A 22,667-nucleotide genomic window follows, 5' to 3' on the forward strand; every position below is an offset into this window, starting at 1 on the left:
AATCTAGAAAGGATGGATGTGTAATGAAGACTTCTCACAAAGAGAAGGCGGTGTCGTTTTTGCAATTGGTGGCTTCGGGGGAAGTGCGCGAAGCATATCAGAGGTACATTGGTCCGGGTTTCCGCCACCATAATCCCTTTTTCCGCGGAGATGCTGATTCTCTTATGCTCGCAATGGAAGAGAACGCCGCAAAGAATCCTCACAAAATCCTTGAGGTCAAATGTGCCATCGAAGAGGATGATATCGTTGCGGTTCACTCCCATGTAAAACAAAAGAAAGAGGAACTAGGAGGAGCTGTGGTTCATATCTTCCGCTTCAATAACGGTCTCATCGTCGAACTCTGGGACGTGGGTCAGCCTATACCCGAGGATTCTCCCAATGAGAATGGCATGTTCTGATGGGTTTGTAAAAGGCTGTTATCCTTAATTAAGGATAACAGCCTTTTAGCATTATGTATGGTGGAGCCGAACGGACAGAACCGATGACTTTTTGGCTATTTATCTTCCCTTAATAAATACTCATGTCCGTCTTGATCCTTGAAGGTAAACATAGTTCCAAATGGCATTTTCATCATTTCTCCTACTTCTACTTCTTTTTGCTTCATTTTGTTATAAGCTGATTCGATATCCGTTGTACTGAAAAGAATAGACGGATGCGCAACGGCAGATGGTTTTTGTTGTTCCATAAGAGACTGCGAATAAAGAACTAGAGTGGTAAATTCATCTTCGCTTGGACCGACTTCTATCCAAGATGCATTTGGTCCCATAGGTTGCTCGAATTTTAATACAAAGCCGATTTTGTTTAACCAAAAGTCTTTTGCCTGTTCTTGATCTTGTACATAAACAGTTACTTTTCCAATTTTATTAATCATCGTATGTCTCCTTACCTTTTCGCTTTTTCTATCCTAGATAAATTTATCAAAATCCTATAGTGAAAACAAAGGAAGAGAGTGTTTGTCATCAGTAAAGCGCGAAGCGCTTTACTTTGAGACAAGGGACTGTCACTCACTCCACCATGAAAACTCTTTTCACTTATTTAAATATACGCTAACTGTAAAGTACGGAGTACTTTGCAGTTGACTGTCACAACCTCTCTCCCTTGTAATTTATTGGTAATATAGCTTGATGACGTTGGGTCAGACCCCTACTTGGGGGAATCCCCGAAGCCGGCATGAACCGTACTACCCGCAGTGACATCAAGAAATATTGGATCCAAGATGCTTCTATCGCATGCGGGTATATTTGGCTTGGTGCGGTAGAACTGGGAGTCGGAGTGGCTTTTGGGGCGGTTCATCATACGCAGGACCCCGAAGAGTCAGAACGTAGGGAAACCTTTGTACGGAACGCTCTTTCCATCCCGGCTGCACGGCACGTTTTGGCTATACTGGGGTTAGGCTATCCTAAGGAAAATCCAGCTCCCAAGAAAATGTACCCCCGGGAAAATGTCGTATTTTACGATAGGTTTAGTTGAAGAGGGATAGCTGATTAATGTTGGCGGACTGTAAGTTCGTTATTGGCTTAACAGCGCTTATTTTGCAAAGTTCAGCGGACTCAGGTTCCGTTATTCTACTAAAATAGTATGTTTTTCAACATTTTTAAGCGAATAACGTATCCTGTGTCCTCAAAGACCTTCAAAAGGTAATTTTTTGAGAAGATAACGGACTCTGTGTCCGATCAGAGCGCAGGGTCTCCAAAAGGTTGTTAAAACTATAATTGACGCCAAAACAGTTGGATGACGTCTTGGAAATACCGAAAAAGGCTATACTGTAGTTTGTTCTACTAAATTATTCCTGTAAAAGTACTGGAGGTAATCATGGGAAGATTAATTCATTTCGAAATTCATGTGAATGACATGGAACGGGCTAAGACGTTCTATGGAGAGGTGTTTGGATGGTCATTTCAAGATTGGAGTGACTTTGCAGGAATGCCTTACTTTGGAGCCGTAACGGGCAACGAAAATGAACCTGGAATCAATGGGGCTTTGATGCAACGTCAAAGTGCACCGCCAGAAACAGGTCAGGCTTTAAATGGATTCGCTTGTACGATGGGAGTGGAAGATTACGATGCAACGGAAACGAAGATTCTTCAGCATGGGGGCACGGTAGCAATGCCCAAGTATGCGCTGCCTGGAATGGCGTGGCAGGGATACTATATGGATACCGAAGGAAATATCTTTGGCATTCATCAACCAGATGTGAACGCAAAATGATTGGGGAGGAGCAGATATTACTGCTCCTTTAATAGATTAAGAGGAGTGATAGGCATGGATAAGAGTATAGGCAATTTTTCAGTCAGTCTAAATGTCAAAGACATTAAGACATCTAAAGAGTTCTATGAAAAACTTGGGTTTCATGTTTTTGGTGGGGATATTACACAAAACTGGTTAATCATGCAAAATGACGATTGTACGATTGGACTGTTTCAAGGAATGTTTGAAAAGAATATGTTGACTTTTAATCCGGGGTGGAACAATAAAGCTCAAGAAGTAAACCCATTCAAAGATGTAAGAGTTCTACAAGAAGAATTCAGAAGCAATGGAATAAATATTATTAACGAGGCAGACACCCATTCTACTGGACCAGCTAGTTTTCTTATTGAAGATCCAGATGGGAATCCCATTCTTATTGACCAACACAGATAGAGAAATGCGATGGAGCCTTTATTCTAATTTATATTAAGGAGCTTTTTGTGTTGGATGCAAAAGGAATAGGCGCCGATGCTGCTATTGATTCTCTTGGAGGTTCGTCTGGAAACGATTTAGCTTTTTGCTTTTATCAGGGATACAAGAGGAATCGTTGGAGAAGAATTTGAACATGGAGCCGTTGCCTTTTTTGACTTGCAAGCAGGATTGAGGCTGGCAATTTGGAATCGCAAAGATATTGCTCATGATACAAAGCTTATTCAGACCCCACCAAGCCTTACTGAATTTACACTTGGACACAATGTAGGGAGCAAAGATGAAGTTGATAAGGTGATGAAACAGGCAAAGAATGCGGGTGCAACTATAACAGTCGCGGCACATGATACTTTTTGGGGTGGTTATTCAGGCTATTTCCAAGACCCTGACGGTCATTTATGGGAAGTAGTCTGGAATCCACAGTGGGAAATTACAGAATAATAAAAGTTGGCGGACTGTCGGTACGTTATTTGCTTAAAAATGGCTATTTTTCAAAAATATTGGACTCAGGTTCTGTTATCTTACTAAAATAATACGTTTTTCAACTGTTTTTTAACCAATAACGTATCCTGTGTCCTCAAAGACCTTTAAAATGGGATCTTTCGAGGAGATAACGGACTCAGTGTCCGGTCAGAGCAAATGCAATTGTCTCAGGGGGGGGAACTATGGGTACAACCAAGTGGAAATATCCAGCTTTCATACAGCGGGAAAATGATGGGGATTTCGGAGTATACTTTCCAACTTTATTTTGTGATTCTGGGTGGGATTTTCCTTTAAGCAGGGGCCGTACAAGGGATAAAGCAATTAAGAAGGCAAAAGAGGATTTAGCTTATACAATCGCAGGTATTATTTACGATAATGACGTTGTACCTGAGCCTGTCAAGATTCCTGACGATCAACTTGGTGAAGACATGGAAGTTATCGAGATTGAGACTTGTTACGAAGATTATAAAAAAGAAATAGAGGAACATTTACGCGGTAGACACTGGCACATTGATTATTGGGACGAAGAACATGGTTCCATCAGTACCATTGGATTTCGAAATGAACTGGGAACATGGGATATCTATTTTTCCGGACACATGAGTGATGAGGAAGCAAGGATTCTGGATCAGCATGGTAAAAGAACAGATTCCCCCGATGAGTGGATCCTCTTTACAGTCCAATCAAGAAGTGAAGGTGAAGAAAAGGTATATTATTTCATAGAAAATGTACTTCTATCGGTTCGTAGAAGATGCAACGCAAAATGATTGAAAGGAGCAGATGTGCTGCTCCTTTTTATCGTAGGTCTAAATCCAAATCTTCATGTCCGACAACGGTAAAGTGCGTTGCACTTTACTTTGTGACAAGGGTCAGTCCCTCAGTTCAGTATTAATTTTGGCTGGACCTATGCGGAACACGCGAAGGAAACATGATAGGATATCATTTCCTAACGACCAAGTATTTAACATATATAAGACTTATGGTAAGATAATGATACGAAAGTCCTACATTATTTTACTCCATTCGACAAGGGCAAACTCTCTGAAAGGGGAGGACGCAAAGCCACGGGTCTAAGGCATTATGCTATGATCCCGGGTTTCGACTGAATCGGGATCATAGGTCTATGATCATAGTCGTTGCTCTTGTACGGGGCTGCGACTATTTTTTATGGGAAAAGGAATATATATGGAGAACTTGATAGAGTGGCTGAACCAAGCTTACCGCTATGAGAATTATGGAGATCTTGCAAGGGCAAAGTACTGCTTTGAACGACTTCGAGGATGGGAGAGTGAATTGCAAGAAGAAGACTTGGTACGCGTGGGGAAGTTTTTCTACCAGCAAGGGGAGCAGGAAGCTAGTTATAGGTGCTTCTATACTGCGCTCCAAAAAGGGGCTACCCTTGAAACGAGCGGACAGTTGCTCATGCAACTAGTTGAGAAACGAGTAGGCTCATTAGAAGACTTGCAATGGCTTTTAACGATCCCAGAAATAAAGAAGAAGTTCGATATGCGGATTCGGATTGCACGTGTTTTTAAGGAACGTGGGGAAGCCATGAAAGGGTACCTCCAGGTTACCGACCTTCTTGTTGAAGTAGAAAAGAAGGTGAAATTCGAAAAGTTTCTGATGCCTTCCTATATACAATGCTTACTATTAATAATTGAGATGGAATTTGGATTTCACCGTATAGCGCAAGCGCGCTATCAGCTTCGTCGGTTGATCTATCTTAAGAGAGAATGGCTGATACACGAGCAAGAAATTGGGTATTGGAGCATTATGTTAGACGAGATTGCCGCGTTTGTGAAACGTGAGGATTGGGATAGCATTTATTCTCGTTTAACTGGTGATGTGGGATGGATAGCTCATTTCTATCATTTGCTTGTTCACGGTAGATTAAACCGTTCTGCCATCAATGAGTTAAGTAGGATTCACTTTGAAGATCCCTATCTGGAGAAAAAGCGAGGTACTTTCCTTAGTCTCTTGCTAAAAGCTGCCGGGGATTCAAACTGGAGTACCTTAATTGAGGAGCAAATAAAGGTACTTCCAAATGATTTGCTGACAGCTCTTTTATACGGTGAAAGATTAAGAGAGCGGCAAGATTCTCAGATGGAGAGGTTTTGGACGGAGGAGCTGAAGAAGCATCCTGATCGAAAAGAAGTGATTCAATGCTTTTGGCAGTCGAAAGCAACCGAAACGAAGGATCCTCGCATCTTGGAAAGCGTGAAAATGATCTTCATAGGTGGTGGAGAAAAGATTGGGGGAACCTCCATCTCCGTAAGTATAGGAGATCATCATATTCTCCTTGATGCCGGGATGCATATTCACGGAAATCATCCCATTCCGGATTATTCGCCTCTGCATGTGGAAGGACTAGGCTTTGATGATTTCGACGCGCTGCTAATCAGCCACGCCCATTTAGATCATATTGGGGCAGTACCGTATGTCTACCGTCAGAATCCACAATTGCCGATCTACACGAGTAGGGCTACCAAACGTTTAATGAAGGTGATGCTCCAGGATACGAAGGATTGGCACTCGCTTGACCTTATTCAGGATACGATTCTTTCTATACAAGAAGTGAAAATGGGGGAAGAATGGACCATCCCTTCTAAGGACAAGGAATGGAAAGTTCGGTTTATTCCTTCCGGGCATATATTAGGAGCGGCTTCCATCCACCTTGAATTGGACGGGGTTCGTATTCTCTTTACCGGAGATTATTCTATGGAGGACCAGATGACGGTTCAAGGCATGAAGCTTCCACCAGGACTGGAAGTGGATATCCTAATTACGGAGAGCACCTATGGGTATCATCCATCGAACCGTGTGCTTAGTCGGGAGCAAACGGCTGAGCAAATCGTATCCTGTCTACAACAGACGTTGGAGAGGAAAGGGACGATGCTTTTCCCTGCTTTCTCTATCGGGCGTTCCCAGGAGATCATTGCTCTTCTTCAAGAGATCTATCAGCATGAGAGATATCTTCCGTTTCCTCTCTACTTAGATGGTCGAGTAGCGGAAGTATGCCGAGTCTATGAACAATGCTATAGAGAGGAAGGCAAAGAGCTTTCTTTGATTGGAAAAGGGATTCAGTCCGCGAAGGAGCTGTATACCCGAAAAAAGAATGGGGATTTTACCTTTTCTCACTTTATGGATCGATACATTATTCCGGAAGGCAATGCCGTGATTGCGAGCTCGGGAATGTTGCTGGCGAGAAGTGCATCGGCCGATTATGCCGAATATCTCCTAGCAGATCCGAGGAATACTATTGCTTTTTCCGGCTATCTGGATCCAGCAAGTCCTGCTGCCCAGTTATTGGATAGCACTCGTGAGCGTGGGACAGGACGCGTTCAGCTGAACGATAATAGCTATGATTCTCACGCACAAGTGGAATCTTTTCGGTTTTCTGCCCATGCTAAGCGAGATGACATTGTGCAACTAATCTTGCAATTGCGACCGCAGGCGGTATTTCTCATGCATGGCGAGCATACCAAAGCGTATGAATCCGTAGAAAGTTTAGTGGAAGGGAAGACAATCTATCCAACCGTGATAGATTTAGCACAGGCAGCAGGTGAAGATTTAACAGTCATTCCTGCCTTTAACGGGAAAATATATCGGTTGGGAAGGGGAGAGAAGGCATGAATCCTTCTAACGAGTCTATGAAACATATTTGGTTGAATTCATGGATGAACGACAAGCAATTGCTTTTGAGTAGCTCGAACAAACAAGAGATCCGAAAACTATTGAAATTAGATGGAATAAACAATAGAACGCAACGCTTGGCAAGATTTTGGGAGCTTCAGCATTATGTGGAATCGTTAACCTATCATCATGCAGAAGAGATAGAAGAAGCAACTTCGTTCGCCGTGAAAAGTTGGAATGAAAAATCTTCATTAAAGATTGATCAGGAAACGGTGAAGTCCATTCTCCCCCTGGAAAGAGTGGAGATGTTTAAGTCCATTTGTACCGGAGAGCAACTCGCAGGAATGGAAACAAGAGAGGCATGGTTGGTTCAGTTGCTGCTCCGCTTTGCCATTTGCGAAGTTCAATCCCTTTCTTCCGTTGTTGGCTGGGTGAAGCATGTCCTTCAAACGTTATGGGGTGATTCACCGGATCGAGAAGTAAAAGCAGCTTTAAAAGTAATGGGCTTTAGAAAGAACCAATCACTTGATTTAGAGATGCTAGAAAAGTACCGTTCTTTATTCAAGGGAAGACTAGTTTATTCTAAGGGTCTAAGAAACCTTTTGCAACCTATCCTATCTTCAGAAGATATTGCCGTGATAGAGATGGAACAACCTTCAAAAAAGAAGGAGAGTCAGGAGATCATATCACGCGATATGACTTCCGAAGAGTCTATGATGAAGATTCTTGAAGCGATAGGAGGTTCTTCATCTGAGTACCTGTTATCTGAACTGTATGATGAGTCTATGGGAAACTTGCCCGCTAATCGAGTGGTTAGCGTAGGGCGATTAATCAACTTCTTCTCCATCTTAAATCTCCATGGAATAGAGAGTTATTCCGGAGGGTTGGAAAAAGATAGGATTTTCCATTTGAAAAGAGACGAGCTCGCGAAGACCTTTATGACAAGAAGACCGATTCAATCAAAGGAAGATGAAATTCCGATCCAGCTGGTTCAATGCGGCTGGACCTTCCATGGGAAGGTCATGATTCTCCCATTAATAGAGGAAGTCATCTTAGAAAAGGAGAGGAAGTAACCATGCGCTATGTGGGAATTGATTTAGGTACAACGAATTCGACGATCTCGGTGGCTCATCTGGACCAAGATGGAAAGCATATTACCCCTGTTACTCTAGATATTACTCAGCTTGACGAGAGCGGAAGCAACATTTCCCTAGAAAAAACGCTGCCGAGCGCCCTATTTGTGGATGAGCAGGATCAACCCTACATCGGAAGGTATGCGAGAAAGATGGCGCACTTCTATCCTCAGAATGTGATTCGAGAAGCCAAGAGGTATATGGGCGAGGAAGTAAGTTGGCCAATCAATGAGAAGAAGTATCGCCCAGAGACGGTTTCCTCCTATATTTTAAAAGCTATGAAAATGCAAGCTGAGCAATACTACATGGGAGAACCCGTAGATAGTGTGGTGATTACTGTACCAGCAAACTTTAACTTTCAGCAGGATAAAGCAACGAGAGTGGCTGCCGAGCTAGCAGGTTTTGCTAAAGATAAGATTCATACGATACCGGAGCCAACAGCAGCGCTGCTAGACTTCTTAAATGAAGAAAAAAAGCTTCATCCGGATTCCAGGAAGATTCAATTCCATGGACAGAGTAAAAATTTGATGGTGTTCGACCTGGGCGGTGGGACCTGTGATGTATCTATCTTGCAGGTTAAGGAAAACGCAACGGGTGACCTTGATATTCAAGAGTTGTCCATCTCACAATATATGGAGCTGGGTGGGCTTGATTTTGATCGACTCGTAGCCAAGTATCTGTTAGAAAAACTATGCCTGGAAACGGGCTACACCATTCAAACTCTTCAGCGTGAGTTTCGAAGTGAATTTCCTCAAATCCGTGAGTCGCTTCTGTCCATCGCTGAAAAGTTTAAGATCCATTTTGCTTCGCAAATAAATCATAAGCTGATCATGCAGCAAACGGATTATTATGAAAACAAAGAGCAATTTGATCAACTCACGTTTCGCTATACCCTTACATCTCCAGAAAAACTGGCAACGATCTTTACGATGACGAAAAAAGAGTATGATCAGATCGTAGAGCCCTTGCTGTATGCTCAACTTTCTTCTTCAGTGAATATTGAAGAACCCATTCTTAATGCTTTATCACAAGCCAAGAAAGGCGAGATGAAGAAAGAAGAGATCGATGCTGTGTTTCTGGTTGGGGGGATGACCTTCTATCCGGCCGTCCAGGAAAGGATCTATGAACTATTTGATAAACGATTAAAACCTATACGCTCAGTGAATCCCATGTACGCGGTTTCCCGAGGTGCTGCCGTTTATCATGACATGGTTGCGAATAAGCGAGAAGAAGCTGCCACGAAAATTGGAGTAAAGAATACGATTCAGAACAATGTATTTATTAGAGTATTTAAGAGCGATTCAGTAGCCCTGTTAGAGAAAGGGACGAGTCTTCCCTATGAACGATTGATTGAAGATGAGTTCTTCGTCACAGGTCCCCACAAGACGGTTTACGGTATGAAGCTAGACTTATTCACGGCTGAAGACCCGAAATCTCCGATTACCAAAAATCTGAAATCCGCTTCCATTACCTTTAAAGAACCTGTAGAAGTGGGAGCGCCCTTAATTTTGCAAGTAAAGTGCAACGAGGAAAGAGATGTTAGCGTCAAGGCATGGCTTAAAGGAAAAGAGTCAGAAGTCATCGATGTCAACGTTGGGTCCCATGTTTGGGAGCAGGAAGAGAAGGAATTCCATATCAAGAATCTAGATAAAATCAAATTCGATTCTTAAGTAGGGAGGGATCCCGAGTATGACCATACATCTAACAAGGGATGAAAAGCAAGAAATTCGATTAGAGTTAAAAAAACAAGCGGAACAAAAGTCCATGGAGATCGATTTGGATCTCTTCGATAACAAACCGGTGTATGATCATGGACATGAGCGGGAAGTCGAAGTAGAGTATATGGGCTATGTTGGGTATGCTCCGATTCAATTTGATCAACAGAATCAACGTGTCAGCAGAGAAGAAAGATTAGATGTCATGAGTTTGCTGAGAGTAATGGCAACAGGTACATTAAAAGATGTGAGAAAGGCTACTGACGGGCTTGCCGTTTACGGAGATAGAGTGATTGAAGACATCTATCGAGAAGTGCATTTGTTCGATATCTCTGATCCCAAGAGGTGGCTTGAACTGGTTCATCTCGTCAGTAGAATCACCGTTCGTAGCTGGGAAGGACGAATGATCCTTAAGGGTATTCTTAGGCAATCCAGTTCGTTGTCACATGTTCGTTTAGCTATTCAGGTTGGAGGGTTGCTTCAAGATGAAGAGGTTGTAGAAGAAGTGCTCTATCATCTGAAGAATCCCGAATACTTTGCGCCGTGTTTACGTGCGCTCTTGCAAATTCAATCAGAGAGATCTCTCTTGTCTATCATTGAAGTCCTTCTCTCGCTTAGAGAAGATCAAGGAGAAAGCATTCGTGAAGCCCATAAACAGGCGAGTGAATTCTATCAGTTTGGTCCTTCAGGCATTCCCTTACTATTCGATGCCTATATGGAGGTATCCGCTCATTACCTTCGTCCCATTTTTTCGATTGCCATTCGATCGTATAAAGACGCAGCCATACCGATTCTAGCAGAAGCATTGGAGAAGGAGAACGACGAGTATCGAGTACTGCTGATCTGTCGATTGCTTGGCCAGTTAAAAGTATCCGCTGCGACAAAGCTTCTCGTAAATACGTTTGAGAAACAACCAGAGAAAAGGCTAGCAGCGATGGAAGGCTTGAGCTTTACCAACGACACCTTTTTGGCTGACTTTATGCTAAAAGTATTAAAGGATCCAGAGGTTTCCATTCAACAGAAGGCCCTTCAGGCCCTTGCACGGTTAGGGAACGCGGATCATCTGCCAAGCATACGTCCACACCTGCGAGATGAATCGAGTCCAACCTACTTGGATGCCTTATTTTGTATGGTCTGCCTAGGAGAGGAGGAGGCTGTAAAAACATATGTAAAACGGTTAATTCACGGAAGAAGCTATGAGCAAAATAAACTTATGAAGTGGATCAGCAAGCTTCCGAAAAACATGCTTATCCCGATTGCCAAGCAGTTATATTCTATGCCAGATGGAGAATCTCTGGTTCTCGTCGAAGCCCTGCAGCGCCCAACCGTAATACCCAAGCCGGTAGTTGAGATATTGGTAAAGAGACTTAAAAAAGCACAGAATCATAGGTTAAGAGTTTCCATTTATCAGCTCTTAGGAAAACATGCCTACCTTGAAGGAGACTTCTATTACCAAGCACAAAACCACGAGTCACACCCTGACGTGCGTCGTGAACTGAAGCTCATCATATCCCGCATTGCTAAAGGGAAAGAAGGCGTTCTCGGCAGGGGGTAATAATGGGTTGGTCATGAAATATTTGTCAAACCCAGAATGATGTAGATTTTTGTCATTTCTATCGTTTAATATGTAATTAGTCCTATATGATAGAAACTAGGAGGAACAGGCTATGGTGCAAACCCTCATCAAGAAATGCTTAAACCGGGACTGTCCGGATTATCTTGAAGAGATGATCGTTACAATTAACCCGGAAATAAGCACGGCCTCCTTATATTGTGAAACCTGCCTCGTAGGAAAAATAGAATTATCGTCCCCAGAGGTATAGCTTTTTGTAAATAAGATGGAGTATATCATACATATGGTGAGGAGAATGAAGGATGTCTGATCAAGAAAAATATGAATATCCAGCACATGGAGCTGCACAAGAACAAGAGAAGGAACAACCCAATCCCAAAGAAGGGGAGTACCTAAATTTAGAAGACGCCCTTCCATCGCACTTTTTTAGTAATCCCAATCTTCCACAATCCGATTCTGAATCTTCCCAAGAGGAAAAGAGTGAAAGTGAGAGTGTAGAGACGAACTTGGAACCTGAATCTAGGGAACTAGAACAAGAGGGCAATCATACTGATTTTATTGAATCAGATCAAACGCATGACTTGGTTCGAGAACACGATCCTCATCATATTTTTATTGATCAAAATCCTCCTCAGTCGAATAACGATGAAACTCAAAGTGAAGCTTTACCAGCTGAAGACACTGATGAGGATCAGGATGTGAACCCATGGGATCACTTGGAAAATGAAAACGGAAATCAAGAAGTGGCCGCAACTCAAGCGCCTATACTTGATCAGGCTCCAACCCATGAACACCAGCAGCCTGCATCTGATGCTGTGGATGAGGACTTGTTTGGCCCATTTAACCCACCACAACGTACTACTTTTGAACCTGAACCGATGAAGGCGGATGTATCTCCTCAAGAGGTCATTACATCCATTCAACAGGTTTCCGTGGCAAAACTCAATGCTGAAATTGAGGTGCTTCTTCCTAAGGCCTATCAGACGTTAAAGAGGCAGATGGAAGAGAACTTCCAAGTGGCGGAATTGCCTGATAAGAGTCTTCAGGAGCTGCAAGAAACAAAACTGGGTAGAGCTTTCCAGGCCTTGATTGATGTTGTCGGCAGTGAAGAAAAAGGAATAATAACAAATGAAGCTGTGGACGCCGTACATCAAATCTTGCCTTTATTATGGAGAAGTCTGGGTGACGAAGATCGTGGTTACCAAGTACCGGAAGCCTGGTATCAAACACACCTTGGGTTCTTATGTCAGTATATTAAGATTGGTGAAGCGCAAACCTTTGATCCTATTGACGTAAAGACAGCATCTTCTATATTAGAACGTAACCAAGATTTTATTATGGATCATTACAAACAGCTGGGCGGGATTAAAATATCCAATGGTTATGTGTTCAGTAGAAGAAAAGTGATGGAATATAAGTCCACTCTTCCTGTTGCACCGACTCTTGAACAGTTAATGACCCAATATCAGTTAGAAACCAATAAACTTCGTATTTTCTTATCTCTGAAGAAGGATATTGGACAAATGAACCGTCATATGCAGCTTGCTTATTCTGTCCTGCAATCTGATATGAAGCCAACTGGGGATATTGATGAACAATCTCTTCGTTATGTTGGAACTCGTTTGCAAGAGGCATATGGTATGTATATGAAACTTCAGGATCTCCTATCTAAGGTTGAGGACGTCGGCCATATCCTGAGTCCTATTCAATGGGAGCAGATGAGGGTTCTTAGTGGCATAGAACTGTTAAATACTGCGGAAGAAAGCAAAGCCATTATTGAACAAAACTTTGAGCATATCGAGCAAACCGTAGCCGATATCACGAAACGAATGAATCAGCTTAATGTTGAGATTGAATACAAAAAGTTTAACGATGGACTAGAAGGCTAGGAGTTTAACTGCTATCTCTCCAATATAAATTTCTTTGGGGAATAGCTGGTGGAGGCAATAGGGATGAATCAAGAACTAAGAGAGATCATGAGAAAACGGGAAGAGATGGAAAAAGAAGCCCGAAACGTAGGCGGGATCAAAGCCAAAGATGTAGGTCATTTTGTTCCAACACAACAGCAGATAATGAAATTTGATCGGCTGCTTGAATTGTGGAAGCTTCTTCAACGACTCCAGGAGAAATTTCCGTATCTATACATCATCCCTCGACTAGAGTGGGACGATTGGAATTGTGATGGCCTCTTGATAACGGATAATGCCGTTTATGTATTCCATATCTTCCCTGAAAAAATAGACCACCTATCCTTTGCTTATCCAGAAATACATGTTTCTACTACTCATCCTTTTAACCACCAGGAAGACGGAATTCATATCCATTCCGAGAATCAAGTAGTAACGAGCTGGTCCTTAGGAAAAAGCAGAGGTATATTGGGAGGGCTGCGGAATAGATTAGGCCTGACGGACCTCCCTATATATGAGCTCTATATTACGTCTGAAAGATCTGTTCCACTGCTGACTCCGATGGAGCAAACGGCTATACTCACTCCAGCTAATCTCGAGAAGGTCTTGAATCGACTCACCTTTCCACAGGATGAAAAGAATCAAGCGGACCAGCAACTTTTCTACCGTTATTTGGCGATAAAAGGATCATTCTCAAGCGAAGGAAGCCAAGCACCAACTCGTCTCCTGACGTACATCCGTAAGTTCGATCATTACTTGGACCGTGAATTAGAATTGGTTGCCAAGATTGATAAATGTGAAGAGAGATTACATGAGATTGATGGACATCGAAGCCAATTAATAGAGTATATTCACGCCAACCAAATGGATCAACTAAATGTGCAACATCGATTGAATGAACTGAAGAAAATATATACGCGAATAATAGCTCTTGTATGTATAAAGATAAATAAACATAACCAGGAAAAAAAGAGATTAAGAGACAAATTATCGTTATATCAGTCTACTCTTTTAGAAGATCAACAGATGATCTCACAGTTGAATGAAGATGCTATGAAGCTTAACGTAGAAAAGGAAAGCCTCGCCCAGGAATTGCGAAGCATTCGCCTGGAGAAGGATCTTCAAAGTAGAAGAATTCATGAATTGGCATTGGTTGGTTGTTTATAGATAAAATTCAAAAGTACAATATAAACCCTATCCAGCCTTCAATCATGGATAGGGTTCTATTTGTTTCAATCGTTTAGGGTCTCCTCCAACTAAGTCTCCTTCTGCCATCCGTGAATCGCCTGGGTCATGTCTGCGATCGAGGAGGTGAGGGCTTCCATTTTGCTTTCTACCCTTGTGAGTAGATACCAGGAAACAGGATGGGGAAACCCAGATTGCTGATCAGTGGGATGAGGTCCAGTCTTCCACGTAGCATTGACGAGAACCCTTGGGTCTGTACCCTCCGTTAGAAGCCCTGGGTTTCCCTTTAGTAATGTTTGCAGGTTGGACAAGCTATGGTAAGATAGGTGGGAGGAGGTGATAAAAATGAACCAAGAACAAATGCTGCAACGAATTTTTGAGAAGCTCGTTTCATTAGAGGGTGATGTAAAATCACTAAAAGAAGGCCAAAAGTCTTTAATAGAAGGTCAGAAGTCATTAGAAAAAGGTCAGAAGTCTTTAGAAGAAGCTCACAAATCATTAGAAGAAGGTCAGAAGTCTTTAGAACAAGGGCAGCTCGGCCTTAAAGCTGAAATTCTTTTAAACAGGCAAGCGATTCAGGAACTGCAAGCGGATGTTAAAGATATTAAACAAGCCATGCGCTTCTATGACTACAAGATCGTTGAACATGAGAAACAGTTGTTTGAATTAAGAAGATAATCCTTTCCATTTACTTTAATTTGACCACTCTATTTATTCCTCACTAGTCGTTATTTGCCCCAAAAAAGAAGAGGAGGGGAAGCTGATTGCTTCTCCTCCTCTTCTTTATTCTCGGTGTCTTACATATAAAATGCTTTCATCTTGCTTCAGTTGTTCTCACTTTGTGATCCTTCCTAGGTAAGTGATTGGCCCCATTTTAAAGTCTGGAGAAACAGGTAGGTTTCCTGTGTTGGGAAAGATGAAAGGTCGTTCTTCCTTGTAGGGGAGAGTTGAGAAGAGGGAGAGGGGCTCTCCTAGCTTGGGATGTCCTCATGACAAAAAAAATAGACCAACTATGAGCCATCTTTTAATAAATAAATGACCACGTTCATTCTAATCAGTATAGAGGCAAATTATCACATTTTGAGGGGGACGGATCATTTGTTAACCATCTCTTATTTTGCGTGCACACCCTATTTTTTTGCGCGTTAACTCTTCGAATTTCATCTATAATGACTGTAAGTAGATGATGACAAGAAGGAGGCAAAATATGGGGGAATACCAGGATATCTTGAAGGGTGCACAGCAATGGCTTCTGAATATGCCCGATCCTATTTATATTATTGATCTCGACGATCGATTCATTTGGGGCAACCGTGAATATGAGAAGCGATTTGGTTTTACGGATGAACCCTTGTTTCATAAGCAAATCTCTGACCGGGATGGAGCAAGCGTCAATGCGGATGTCAACTTGATACCGATCTTAGATGAAGAGAATCGCCCGATGGCCTATACGGTCCTGTTAAGGGTAGAGGCTATCATTACGGAAAATACCTCCGATACAATTGTGCTAGTTGACAATGATTTTATGGTGCGATATGTTTCCCCTTCCTTTCATGCCTTATCTGGCTACCATAGTGAAGACTACGTAGGTACGGATTCTATTGCCAGCCTTCATCCTGAAGACAGCGAGCGAGTGCGACGACTACATCTCGAAGCGTTGCAATCGAAGCGATCTATAGATTTGGATTATCGCTTTACGCATTCCAAAGGCCACACCGTACACGTGGAGTCACGGGTCAAACCCGTATTAGATGGGAGTGGAAATGTCAAATATTTCGTGGCAGTGGTTAGAGATGTGACAGATCGCAAGAAGACGGAACAGCTGCTTAAGAACATTCTGGATAATGTGGATGCTTTGGTGTTTTCTACGGATAAGCATTTTACCAGCTATTCCTTTCTTTCAGAAAGTGTGGAGAAAGTGATGGGGATTCCAAGGCAGGAAGCCATTCATCATCCGATGCGTTTGCATGATCATATTCACCCCGATGACAATGAAGTCATGATGGGGGAATTAAAAACTCAGCTGGATCAGGGGTTGCCAATCAGCCATTCTTTTCGAATGATTCATATGGAAGGAGAAATCAGGTGGGCCAAAATGTTTGTCCATCCGTGGCTCGATCATACTGGAGAAGTGGAGAGATTGGATGGGATTGTACTAGACATAACGGAAAAGATGCGCTCGGAGCTGGCTTTAGAAGAGAGTGAGCAAAGGTACAAGTCGTTATTTGAAAACAATTTGGATGGTGTATTTTCGATCGAGTTATCAGGATTCTATTTCGTCAATGCCAACCCAGCCTTCGAACTAATCACTGGAATCGACTCAACTCACCTAAAGGATCGTTGCTTCTTAGGCATTATTTATGATGAGGATCAATCCCAGGTCTATGAAGCCCTTTTTGAGGTCATTGCGCAGGGGAAACCAAGGGATATTGAATGTCGTCTCAACCCCACCCAAGCGGGGGAGAAAATGGTGAGTATTACCTTTGTGCCCATTTTCCTAGTTGGCAAATTGAATGGCATTCACGGGATTATAAAAGACATTACGAAACGGAAAAGGGAAGAAAAAGAGCTGATTCTAAGTGAGGAACGATATAAATTTCTTCAACAACGTCTAAACCGGTTTTCGAATGATCTGACCGATGTGATGAAGGTTTCCGAGCTAGAAAATCGTCTCATTGACGAGGTGAGGGCGGTACTTCAGGTCACGGATGTGTCCATTGTGGAAGTTCCTAAGGGTAAAGAATCGATGACCCTGAACCCACATGAAACGTGGATCGTCATTGGGGAAAAGGAACACCCCGTTTATTTACGTATTACCATGAATCAATCCTTGCTTCGTATTGAGGAAGAATGGTTGGATACTGCTGTGCATTATGTCACCATTCTGTATGACAATCTTCATTTAATAGAGGACTTGATGAAGCGACTGGAACAATTCGTCACCACGAAGGAAACACCCAAATGGATGCTCAGACTCCTATTTAACTTGTCCGAGAAGGAACGATCCTCATTATCTAGCGATCTGCACGATTCAGTTCTTCAAGACTTAATTATTTGGTATCGGAAACTAGAATCCCTTCGTTCAACGACTATCTTCGAGGAGAAAATAGAGAGAGAGCTGACGCAAATCGAGGAAGGGCTCTTAGATGCCATCCATCAAATTCGCATTACATGCAACGAATTGAGGCCGCCCTTCCTGCTGAAAATGGGTTTGGTCGAGTCACTGAAAAGTCTATTTGAGTATACCAGGATGTTTGCAAACTATGAAATTGAGTTTACGGCCCAAGAGCTGCAGGTAACTCTGAATGAGGAACAAATTATTGGATTGTATCGAATCGTTCAAGAGCTGCTTAACAATGCGTCTAAACACTCGAGAGCGAGTAAAATTACGTTGTCCTTATCTTCTCAGGCGAATCATGTCCAATTTTCTTATTCGGATGACGGAGTTGGCATGAATTTGTCTGGTTTGGAGGGGTCATTTGATCATATGGGAATTTCTGGGATTGAAAAAAGGGTCTTGAGCTTGGAAGGACATGTTGATTTTCGTTCGGCCCCTCAACAAGGGTTTCATGTCACGATTCAGGTCCCTAAACTATAGCAGAGAGGTGAAACCTATGGAGATTTTATTAGTTGATGATCATCGTTCCGTCGTGGAGGGAACGAAGTTGCTGATTGAATGTGAACCGGATATGAATGTCACCATTGAAACGGATGTGTATTATGTACCTGATTTAGTTCGCCTTCAAAAATTTGATGTGATGCTGTTTGATTTATACATGCCGAATGTGAATGGAGCAGATTTGACACGCAAGGTTCTCGAATATTGCCCCGAGGCGATCATACTAATTTACTCTGGATTTGAGATTGCCCCTCATTTCAATTTGCTTATGGAATCTGGCGTTTCAGGCTTCATTTCGAAAACGTCTACGAGAGAACAGCTGGTGCAAGCCATTCGCTGTGCCGCGAGGAAGGAAGCCATCATTCCCATGCAACTTCTGAAGCAGCTAAGACGCCAGGAGATTGTTGTCCAGGGTGATAAAGATCATGATGAAACCACCATCACGCAGGACGAGGACCGACTGCTTCGTGAATTGGCGAAGGGAAAGAGCAATAAGGAGATTTCTAAAACCCTGATGATCAGCCAGCGATCATTGGAATATAGCTTAACTGGGCTTTTTCAGAAGCTCCATGTCAGCTCACGCGTAGAGGTGATTAAGAAGGCCAAAAGCTTAGGGATTCTTCCGGCAGAGGATCTATACTAATTCCGACCAGTCCATTTGTGACTGGTCTTTTCTTTTTGCGTGCCTACGCAAAAATCCGCGGGCAGGGGAGCATAGTTTGCGCGTTCGGCTAAACGCATCCGGTAGCTGCGTTGAAATCATTAACGTGCTTTTAGTTAAGTGCCTGTTACCAGTTTTCCTGTTTTGCCTAATTTCCCTATGATACAATGAGGATAGTACAGCTAAAGGGGTTGGCTATTGTGGTTCATGCCGAAGGTAGATTGAATAGAGAAATGCTGTTAGATCAAGTTAAAGACATAGTGGTACAAGCTGCACAAGACTATCCCGTCTCTGTTTACTTATTTGGATCTTGGGCTAGAAATGAAGAAAAGCGCTCTTCTGATATCGATATAGCTATTGATTCAGAAGAGGAGGGGATATCTCCATCGCTACTCAACACTCTTCGTGATGCTGTAGAGGAATCACTCATTCCTTACCGTGTAGATATAGTTGATTTGGTTAAAGCTGATCCAGCTATTCGTCAAAAAGTTCAAAAGGAGGGGATATTATGGAGAGATTACAAGAGCGTTTAAATGTAGCTGAAAAAGCCTTTAATACACTTGAAGAGGTAATGGCCATTGCACAACCAAACTCCATTGAACTCTAAATCCAAATTTTCATCAATAAACTAACGCTCATCCGCAAGATTTTGCGGGGTAAACGCAATTAAAATTCCTTTAACAACGCCTAAACAGGTTTTCGAAGATCGGTCAAACGACCGGTCTTTTTTGCGTGTAGTCCGCAAAATTATGCGTTGAGGCGTGCATTGTTTGCGCGTTGGCGTTTCGTGACCTGCCGTATGATGTTATCAAGAGAATGAATTCAACAGAAGGGTGTGACATTTCCTTGAATACAACGGCAACGGAAACGCTCGCGATATCCGGAATGACCTGCGCAGCGTGTGCAACGAGAATCGAAAAAGGACTTAACAAAATGCAAGGCGTTAAAGCGACGGTAAATTTAGCGATGGAAACCGCACGGATTGAGTTTCCATCAGAAGAGGTCACCGTAGAGGACATCATCAAAAAGGTGGAAAAATTGGGGTATGGAGCTAGTCTTCAATCTGAATCAGGCGGCTCCAACCAAGATCAGGATCGTCGGAAACATGAGATTCGAATGCAACAAGGGATCCTATCCGTTTCCATTTTATTAACTCTTCCCTTGTTGTGGGCGATGGTGACCCATTTTTCTTTCACCTCCTGGATTTGGTCTCCAGACATCTTGATGAACCCCTGGTTTCAATTTGCATTGGCTACACCGGTTCAGTTTTGGATTGGAGCTCGGTTCTACATTGGAGCGTTTAAAGCTCTTCGAAATGGCAGCGCGAATATGGATGTGCTCGTAGCACTAGGAACATCAGCGGCCTATTTTTACAGCTTATACGTCACGATCTACGAACCCTCCTCCGAGCTTTACTATGAAACCAGTGCCGTATTGATCACGTTGATCTTACTTGGAAAACTGTTCGAGAATCTGGCGAAAGGACGTTCATCGGAAGCGATCAAATCCCTCATGGGACTTCAAGCCAAGACCGCCCTTGTGATTCGTGATGGAGTTGAGAGGAGTATAGCGATTGAGAACGTGGTCGTTGGAGACCAAGTCCTTGTCAAACCCGGAGAAAAAATACCAGTAGATGGCACGGTCATGGAAGGATCCTCTGCCGTCGATGAATCGATGCTAACGGGAGAAAGCTTACCAGTTAGTAAGCGAGCGGGAGATGCAGTCATCGGTGCGACGATGAACAAAGAAGGAGTACTCAAGATCAAGGCGACGAAGGTGGGCAAAGAGACGGCACTTGCCCAAATTATCAAAGTGGTGGAAGAGGCACAGGGCTCTAAAGCACCGATCCAACGACTCGCTGATGTGATATCAGGAATCTTCGTCCCAATCGTCGTGGGAATCGCCATCATCACCTTCCTTGCTTGGTATTTTCTAGTGGAGCCAGGGGATTTCGCCGGAGCGCTTGAGAAAGCGATCGCCGTTCTCGTGATTGCCTGTCCATGCGCCTTAGGGTTAGCTACACCAACTTCGATTATGGCAGGTTCAGGTCGTGCAGCTGAGCTTGGAATTTTATTCAAGGGGGGAGAACACCTCGAAAATACCCATGCGATCACGACGATCCTTTTAGATAAAACAGGAACCGTGACCAAAGGAAAACCAGAGCTAACCGATATTCATATCGTTGGCGAATATGAAGAAGCGAAGGTCCTCTCGTTCATTGGTACAGCAGAGAAGAATTCAGAACACCCTCTTGCCGAAGCGATCGTGAGCGGGATTCAGAAAAGAGGGCTTCACCTCCCATCGACGGAAGAATTTCAAGCGATTCCGGGATATGGTATTCAAGCAAGGGTTGAAGGCAATGAAGTATTAATTGGAACCCGAAAGCTCATGGAGCAACACGGGGTTAGGATCGAGAGTGCCTTAGAGGAAATGAGTCGATTGGAAACTCAAGGAAAGACTGCGATGTTGTTTGCCATCAATGGAAGGTATGCAGGATTCCTGGCCGTGGCCGACACGGTGAAAGAAACTTCCAGAGAAGCCATTACCCGCATGAAGGAGCTTGGGCTCGAGGTCATGATGGTCACCGGTGACAATGAACGAACCGCTAAAGCCATTGCCAATCAGGTAGGCATTGATCACGTATTAGCTGGTGTCCTTCCAGAAGGTAAGGCGAATGAAGTCAAGAAGCTGCAAGCAGCAGGCAAGAAGGTAGCCATGGTTGGAGATGGGATCAATGATGCTCCTGCACTGGCGACAGCGGATATCGGAATGGCCATTGGAACGGGAACAGACGTAGCCATGGAATCTGCCGATGTTACGTTAATGCGAGGGGATTTGGACAGTATCCCTGAAGCAATCTCTATGAGTAGGAAAACGATGGTGAATATCAGACAAAATTTGTTTTGGGCGCTGGCTTACAATGTCGTCGGGATTCCTATTGCAGCATTCGGTTATCTTGAGCCTTGGCTAGCCGGAACCGCGATGGCGTTAAGCTCAGTATCCGTTGTACTGAATGCCCTGCGATTACAGAATGCGGGTAAAACAGGAAAAGAAGGGGATATGGCAATGAACGGAAAGATGCAGTTTGTGTTAGTTCTCTTGCTTGTGGTGATGACTTTCTTTGCAGGATATGGATTTGGAAAACAAGCACCGGCAGTCAGTCAAACGCTAGAGGTACCGAAAGCAGAAGCAACCCATGGTCATGGTGCAAATACAGCGGAGTCAACCGTATCCTCCGTGGTGACTCATGCCGTGTGGTCAACTGAAAATCCGGTTGCAGGAGCCAATACAACACTAAAAATGAAGATCCAGAATGAACAGAACCAAGCAATTGAGAAGTTTGACATGAACCACGAGAAACTGCTTCACCTGATCGTCGTTAGTAAAGACTTATCTTATTTCGATCATATCCATCCCGATTACAAGGGGAACGGGGAATTTGAGATTACCACCTCACTTCCAGCCGGCGGTGAATATAAGCTGATCGCGGATTATCTTCCGACCGGAGGAAGCAGTACAACCGAAACCGAATGGATTCGAATCGAAGGGGAAACGAAGCCTCCTGTTCCACTGCAGCCTAGTCCGAATCATGCCAAGAGTGTAGATGAAGTCGAAGTCACACTTGTAAATGATCATCCGCAGATCGGGCAGGACTTTGAATTGGTGTTTAAGCTGGCCGATGCGAATACGAAAAAGCCCATTACCGATCTAGAACCTTATCTAGGGGCGGTAGGCCATGTGGTGATTTTGAGTGAAGATACTGAGGAGTATCTCCATGTTCATCCCGTTGACGAGTTAGCGAAAGGTCCAGAAGCTCGTTTTGTAACGAATTTCCCCCATGCAGGAAAGTATAAAATCTGGGCGCAGTTTCAACGTGACGGTCAATTAATTACGGTACCCTTTGTGGTTCAAGTGAAATCATAAGGAGTGACAAATTGGATGTGTGCTGCCTTTATCATCCATACATTGCAGCAGTTCGGTTTTTAAATAGGCGATACCATGGGGCTTCTTCATTGAAGCCTCTTTTCTTTTTCATTTTTTTCGTTGCGTGCCACCCGCAATTTTTTGCGTGCAGAGGTTGA

19 protein-coding genes, 1 pseudogene and 1 riboswitch are annotated in these 22,667 nt (G+C 43.3%); of the genes and pseudogenes, 18 read left to right on the top strand and 2 right to left on the bottom strand.

Annotated elements, in window-relative coordinates:
- Window positions 1–23: 23 nt before the first annotated feature.
- Entirely contained in the window at window positions 24–398 is a 375-nt protein-coding gene (locus tag EIZ39_RS24785; protein ID WP_129204006.1) for a nuclear transport factor 2 family protein, read from the top strand.
- Between the two features lie 95 nt (window positions 399–493).
- Here the strand turns inward: EIZ39_RS24785 and EIZ39_RS24790 are convergent, their stop codons facing one another.
- Entirely contained in the window at window positions 494–871 is a 378-nt protein-coding gene (locus EIZ39_RS24790) for a VOC family protein (protein WP_129204008.1), read from the bottom strand.
- A gap of 299 nt (window positions 872–1,170) precedes the next feature.
- Between EIZ39_RS24790 and EIZ39_RS24795 the strand changes: the two genes are divergently transcribed.
- From EIZ39_RS24795 to EIZ39_RS24845, 12 genes are all read left to right on the top strand, one after another.
- Window positions 1,171–1,470 (top strand): nitroreductase family protein, encoded by a 300-nt coding sequence (locus EIZ39_RS24795; RefSeq protein ID WP_129204010.1) that lies wholly within the window; start codon window positions 1,171–1,173, stop codon window positions 1,468–1,470.
- Window positions 1,471–1,812: 342 nt separating this feature from the next.
- Window positions 1,813–2,208: a VOC family protein gene (locus EIZ39_RS24800; RefSeq protein ID WP_129204012.1), complete on the top strand. Its 396-nt coding sequence runs from the start codon at window positions 1,813–1,815 to the stop codon at window positions 2,206–2,208.
- Window positions 2,209–2,262: 54 nt separating this feature from the next.
- Window positions 2,263–2,640: a VOC family protein gene (locus EIZ39_RS24805; protein WP_129204014.1), complete on the top strand. Its 378-nt coding sequence runs from the start codon at window positions 2,263–2,265 to the stop codon at window positions 2,638–2,640.
- A gap of 132 nt (window positions 2,641–2,772) precedes the next feature.
- A complete protein-coding gene (locus EIZ39_RS24810) occupies window positions 2,773–3,117 on the top strand; it encodes a VOC family protein (RefSeq protein ID WP_164985325.1) in 345 nt (114 codons plus the stop codon).
- 224 nt (window positions 3,118–3,341) lie between these two features.
- On the top strand, window positions 3,342–3,926 hold the full coding sequence (locus EIZ39_RS24815) for a type II toxin-antitoxin system HicB family antitoxin (protein WP_129204016.1): 585 nt from the start codon (window positions 3,342–3,344) through the stop codon (window positions 3,924–3,926).
- 254 nt (window positions 3,927–4,180) lie between these two features.
- Window positions 4,181–4,263, top strand: a riboswitch (cyclic di-GMP riboswitch).
- 81 nt (window positions 4,264–4,344) lie between these two features.
- Window positions 4,345–6,792, top strand: a complete 2,448-nt coding sequence (locus tag EIZ39_RS24820) for an MBL fold metallo-hydrolase (RefSeq protein ID WP_164985321.1) — start codon at window positions 4,345–4,347, stop codon at window positions 6,790–6,792.
- A complete protein-coding gene (locus EIZ39_RS24825; protein ID WP_164985322.1) occupies window positions 6,789–7,865 on the top strand; it encodes a hypothetical protein in 1,077 nt (358 codons plus the stop codon). Before EIZ39_RS24820 ends, EIZ39_RS24825 begins: the two co-directional genes overlap by 4 nt.
- Window positions 7,866–7,867: 2 nt before the next feature.
- Window positions 7,868–9,595 (top strand): Hsp70 family protein, encoded by a 1,728-nt coding sequence (locus EIZ39_RS24830; RefSeq protein ID WP_164985323.1) that lies wholly within the window; start codon window positions 7,868–7,870, stop codon window positions 9,593–9,595.
- A 19-nt stretch (window positions 9,596–9,614) separates the two neighbouring features.
- A complete protein-coding gene (locus EIZ39_RS24835; RefSeq protein ID WP_129204024.1) occupies window positions 9,615–11,195 on the top strand; it encodes a HEAT repeat domain-containing protein in 1,581 nt (526 codons plus the stop codon).
- Between the two features lie 112 nt (window positions 11,196–11,307).
- Window positions 11,308–11,463, top strand: coding sequence for a hypothetical protein (locus tag EIZ39_RS26970; RefSeq protein WP_164985324.1), 156 nt, complete (start codon window positions 11,308–11,310; stop codon window positions 11,461–11,463).
- Between the two features lie 52 nt (window positions 11,464–11,515).
- Entirely contained in the window at window positions 11,516–13,102 is a 1,587-nt protein-coding gene (locus EIZ39_RS24840) for a hypothetical protein (RefSeq protein ID WP_129204026.1), read from the top strand.
- Between the two features lie 63 nt (window positions 13,103–13,165).
- Window positions 13,166–14,287 (top strand): hypothetical protein, encoded by a 1,122-nt coding sequence (locus EIZ39_RS24845; RefSeq protein WP_129204028.1) that lies wholly within the window; start codon window positions 13,166–13,168, stop codon window positions 14,285–14,287.
- A gap of 89 nt (window positions 14,288–14,376) precedes the next feature.
- On the opposite strand, the gene EIZ39_RS27820 is transcribed toward EIZ39_RS24845, so the two are convergent.
- Window positions 14,377–14,616 (bottom strand): YvrJ family protein, encoded by a 240-nt coding sequence (locus tag EIZ39_RS27820; protein WP_205668642.1) that lies wholly within the window; start codon window positions 14,614–14,616, stop codon window positions 14,377–14,379.
- 34 nt (window positions 14,617–14,650) lie between these two features.
- Here EIZ39_RS27820 and EIZ39_RS24855 point away from each other — a divergent pair, with 34 nt between their 5' ends.
- The 5 genes and pseudogenes from EIZ39_RS24855 to EIZ39_RS24875 all read left to right on the top strand — a co-directional run.
- Window positions 14,651–14,983, top strand: a complete 333-nt coding sequence (locus EIZ39_RS24855; RefSeq protein ID WP_129204030.1) for a hypothetical protein — start codon at window positions 14,651–14,653, stop codon at window positions 14,981–14,983.
- A 529-nt stretch (window positions 14,984–15,512) separates the two neighbouring features.
- The gene (locus tag EIZ39_RS24860; protein ID WP_240675936.1) at window positions 15,513–17,903 is read left to right on the top strand and encodes a sensor histidine kinase; all 2,391 of its coding nucleotides are present in this window, start codon (window positions 15,513–15,515) and stop codon (window positions 17,901–17,903) included.
- A gap of 16 nt (window positions 17,904–17,919) precedes the next feature.
- Complete coding sequence (locus EIZ39_RS24865) at window positions 17,920–18,567, top strand: response regulator transcription factor (RefSeq protein ID WP_129204032.1); 648 nt, start codon at window positions 17,920–17,922, stop codon at window positions 18,565–18,567.
- A 218-nt stretch (window positions 18,568–18,785) separates the two neighbouring features.
- Window positions 18,786–19,118, top strand: coding sequence for a nucleotidyltransferase family protein (locus EIZ39_RS24870; RefSeq protein ID WP_240675937.1), 333 nt, complete (start codon window positions 18,786–18,788; stop codon window positions 19,116–19,118).
- Window positions 19,119–19,446: 328 nt separating this feature from the next.
- Window positions 19,447–21,615 (top strand): annotated as a pseudogene (locus EIZ39_RS24875) (heavy metal translocating P-type ATPase); the annotation flags it as partial.
- Window positions 21,616–22,667 lie beyond the last annotated feature (1,052 nt).

The organism is Ammoniphilus sp. CFH 90114 (assembly GCF_004123195.1).
Taxonomy (GTDB): Bacteria; Bacillota; Bacilli; order Aneurinibacillales; family RAOX-1; genus YIM-78166.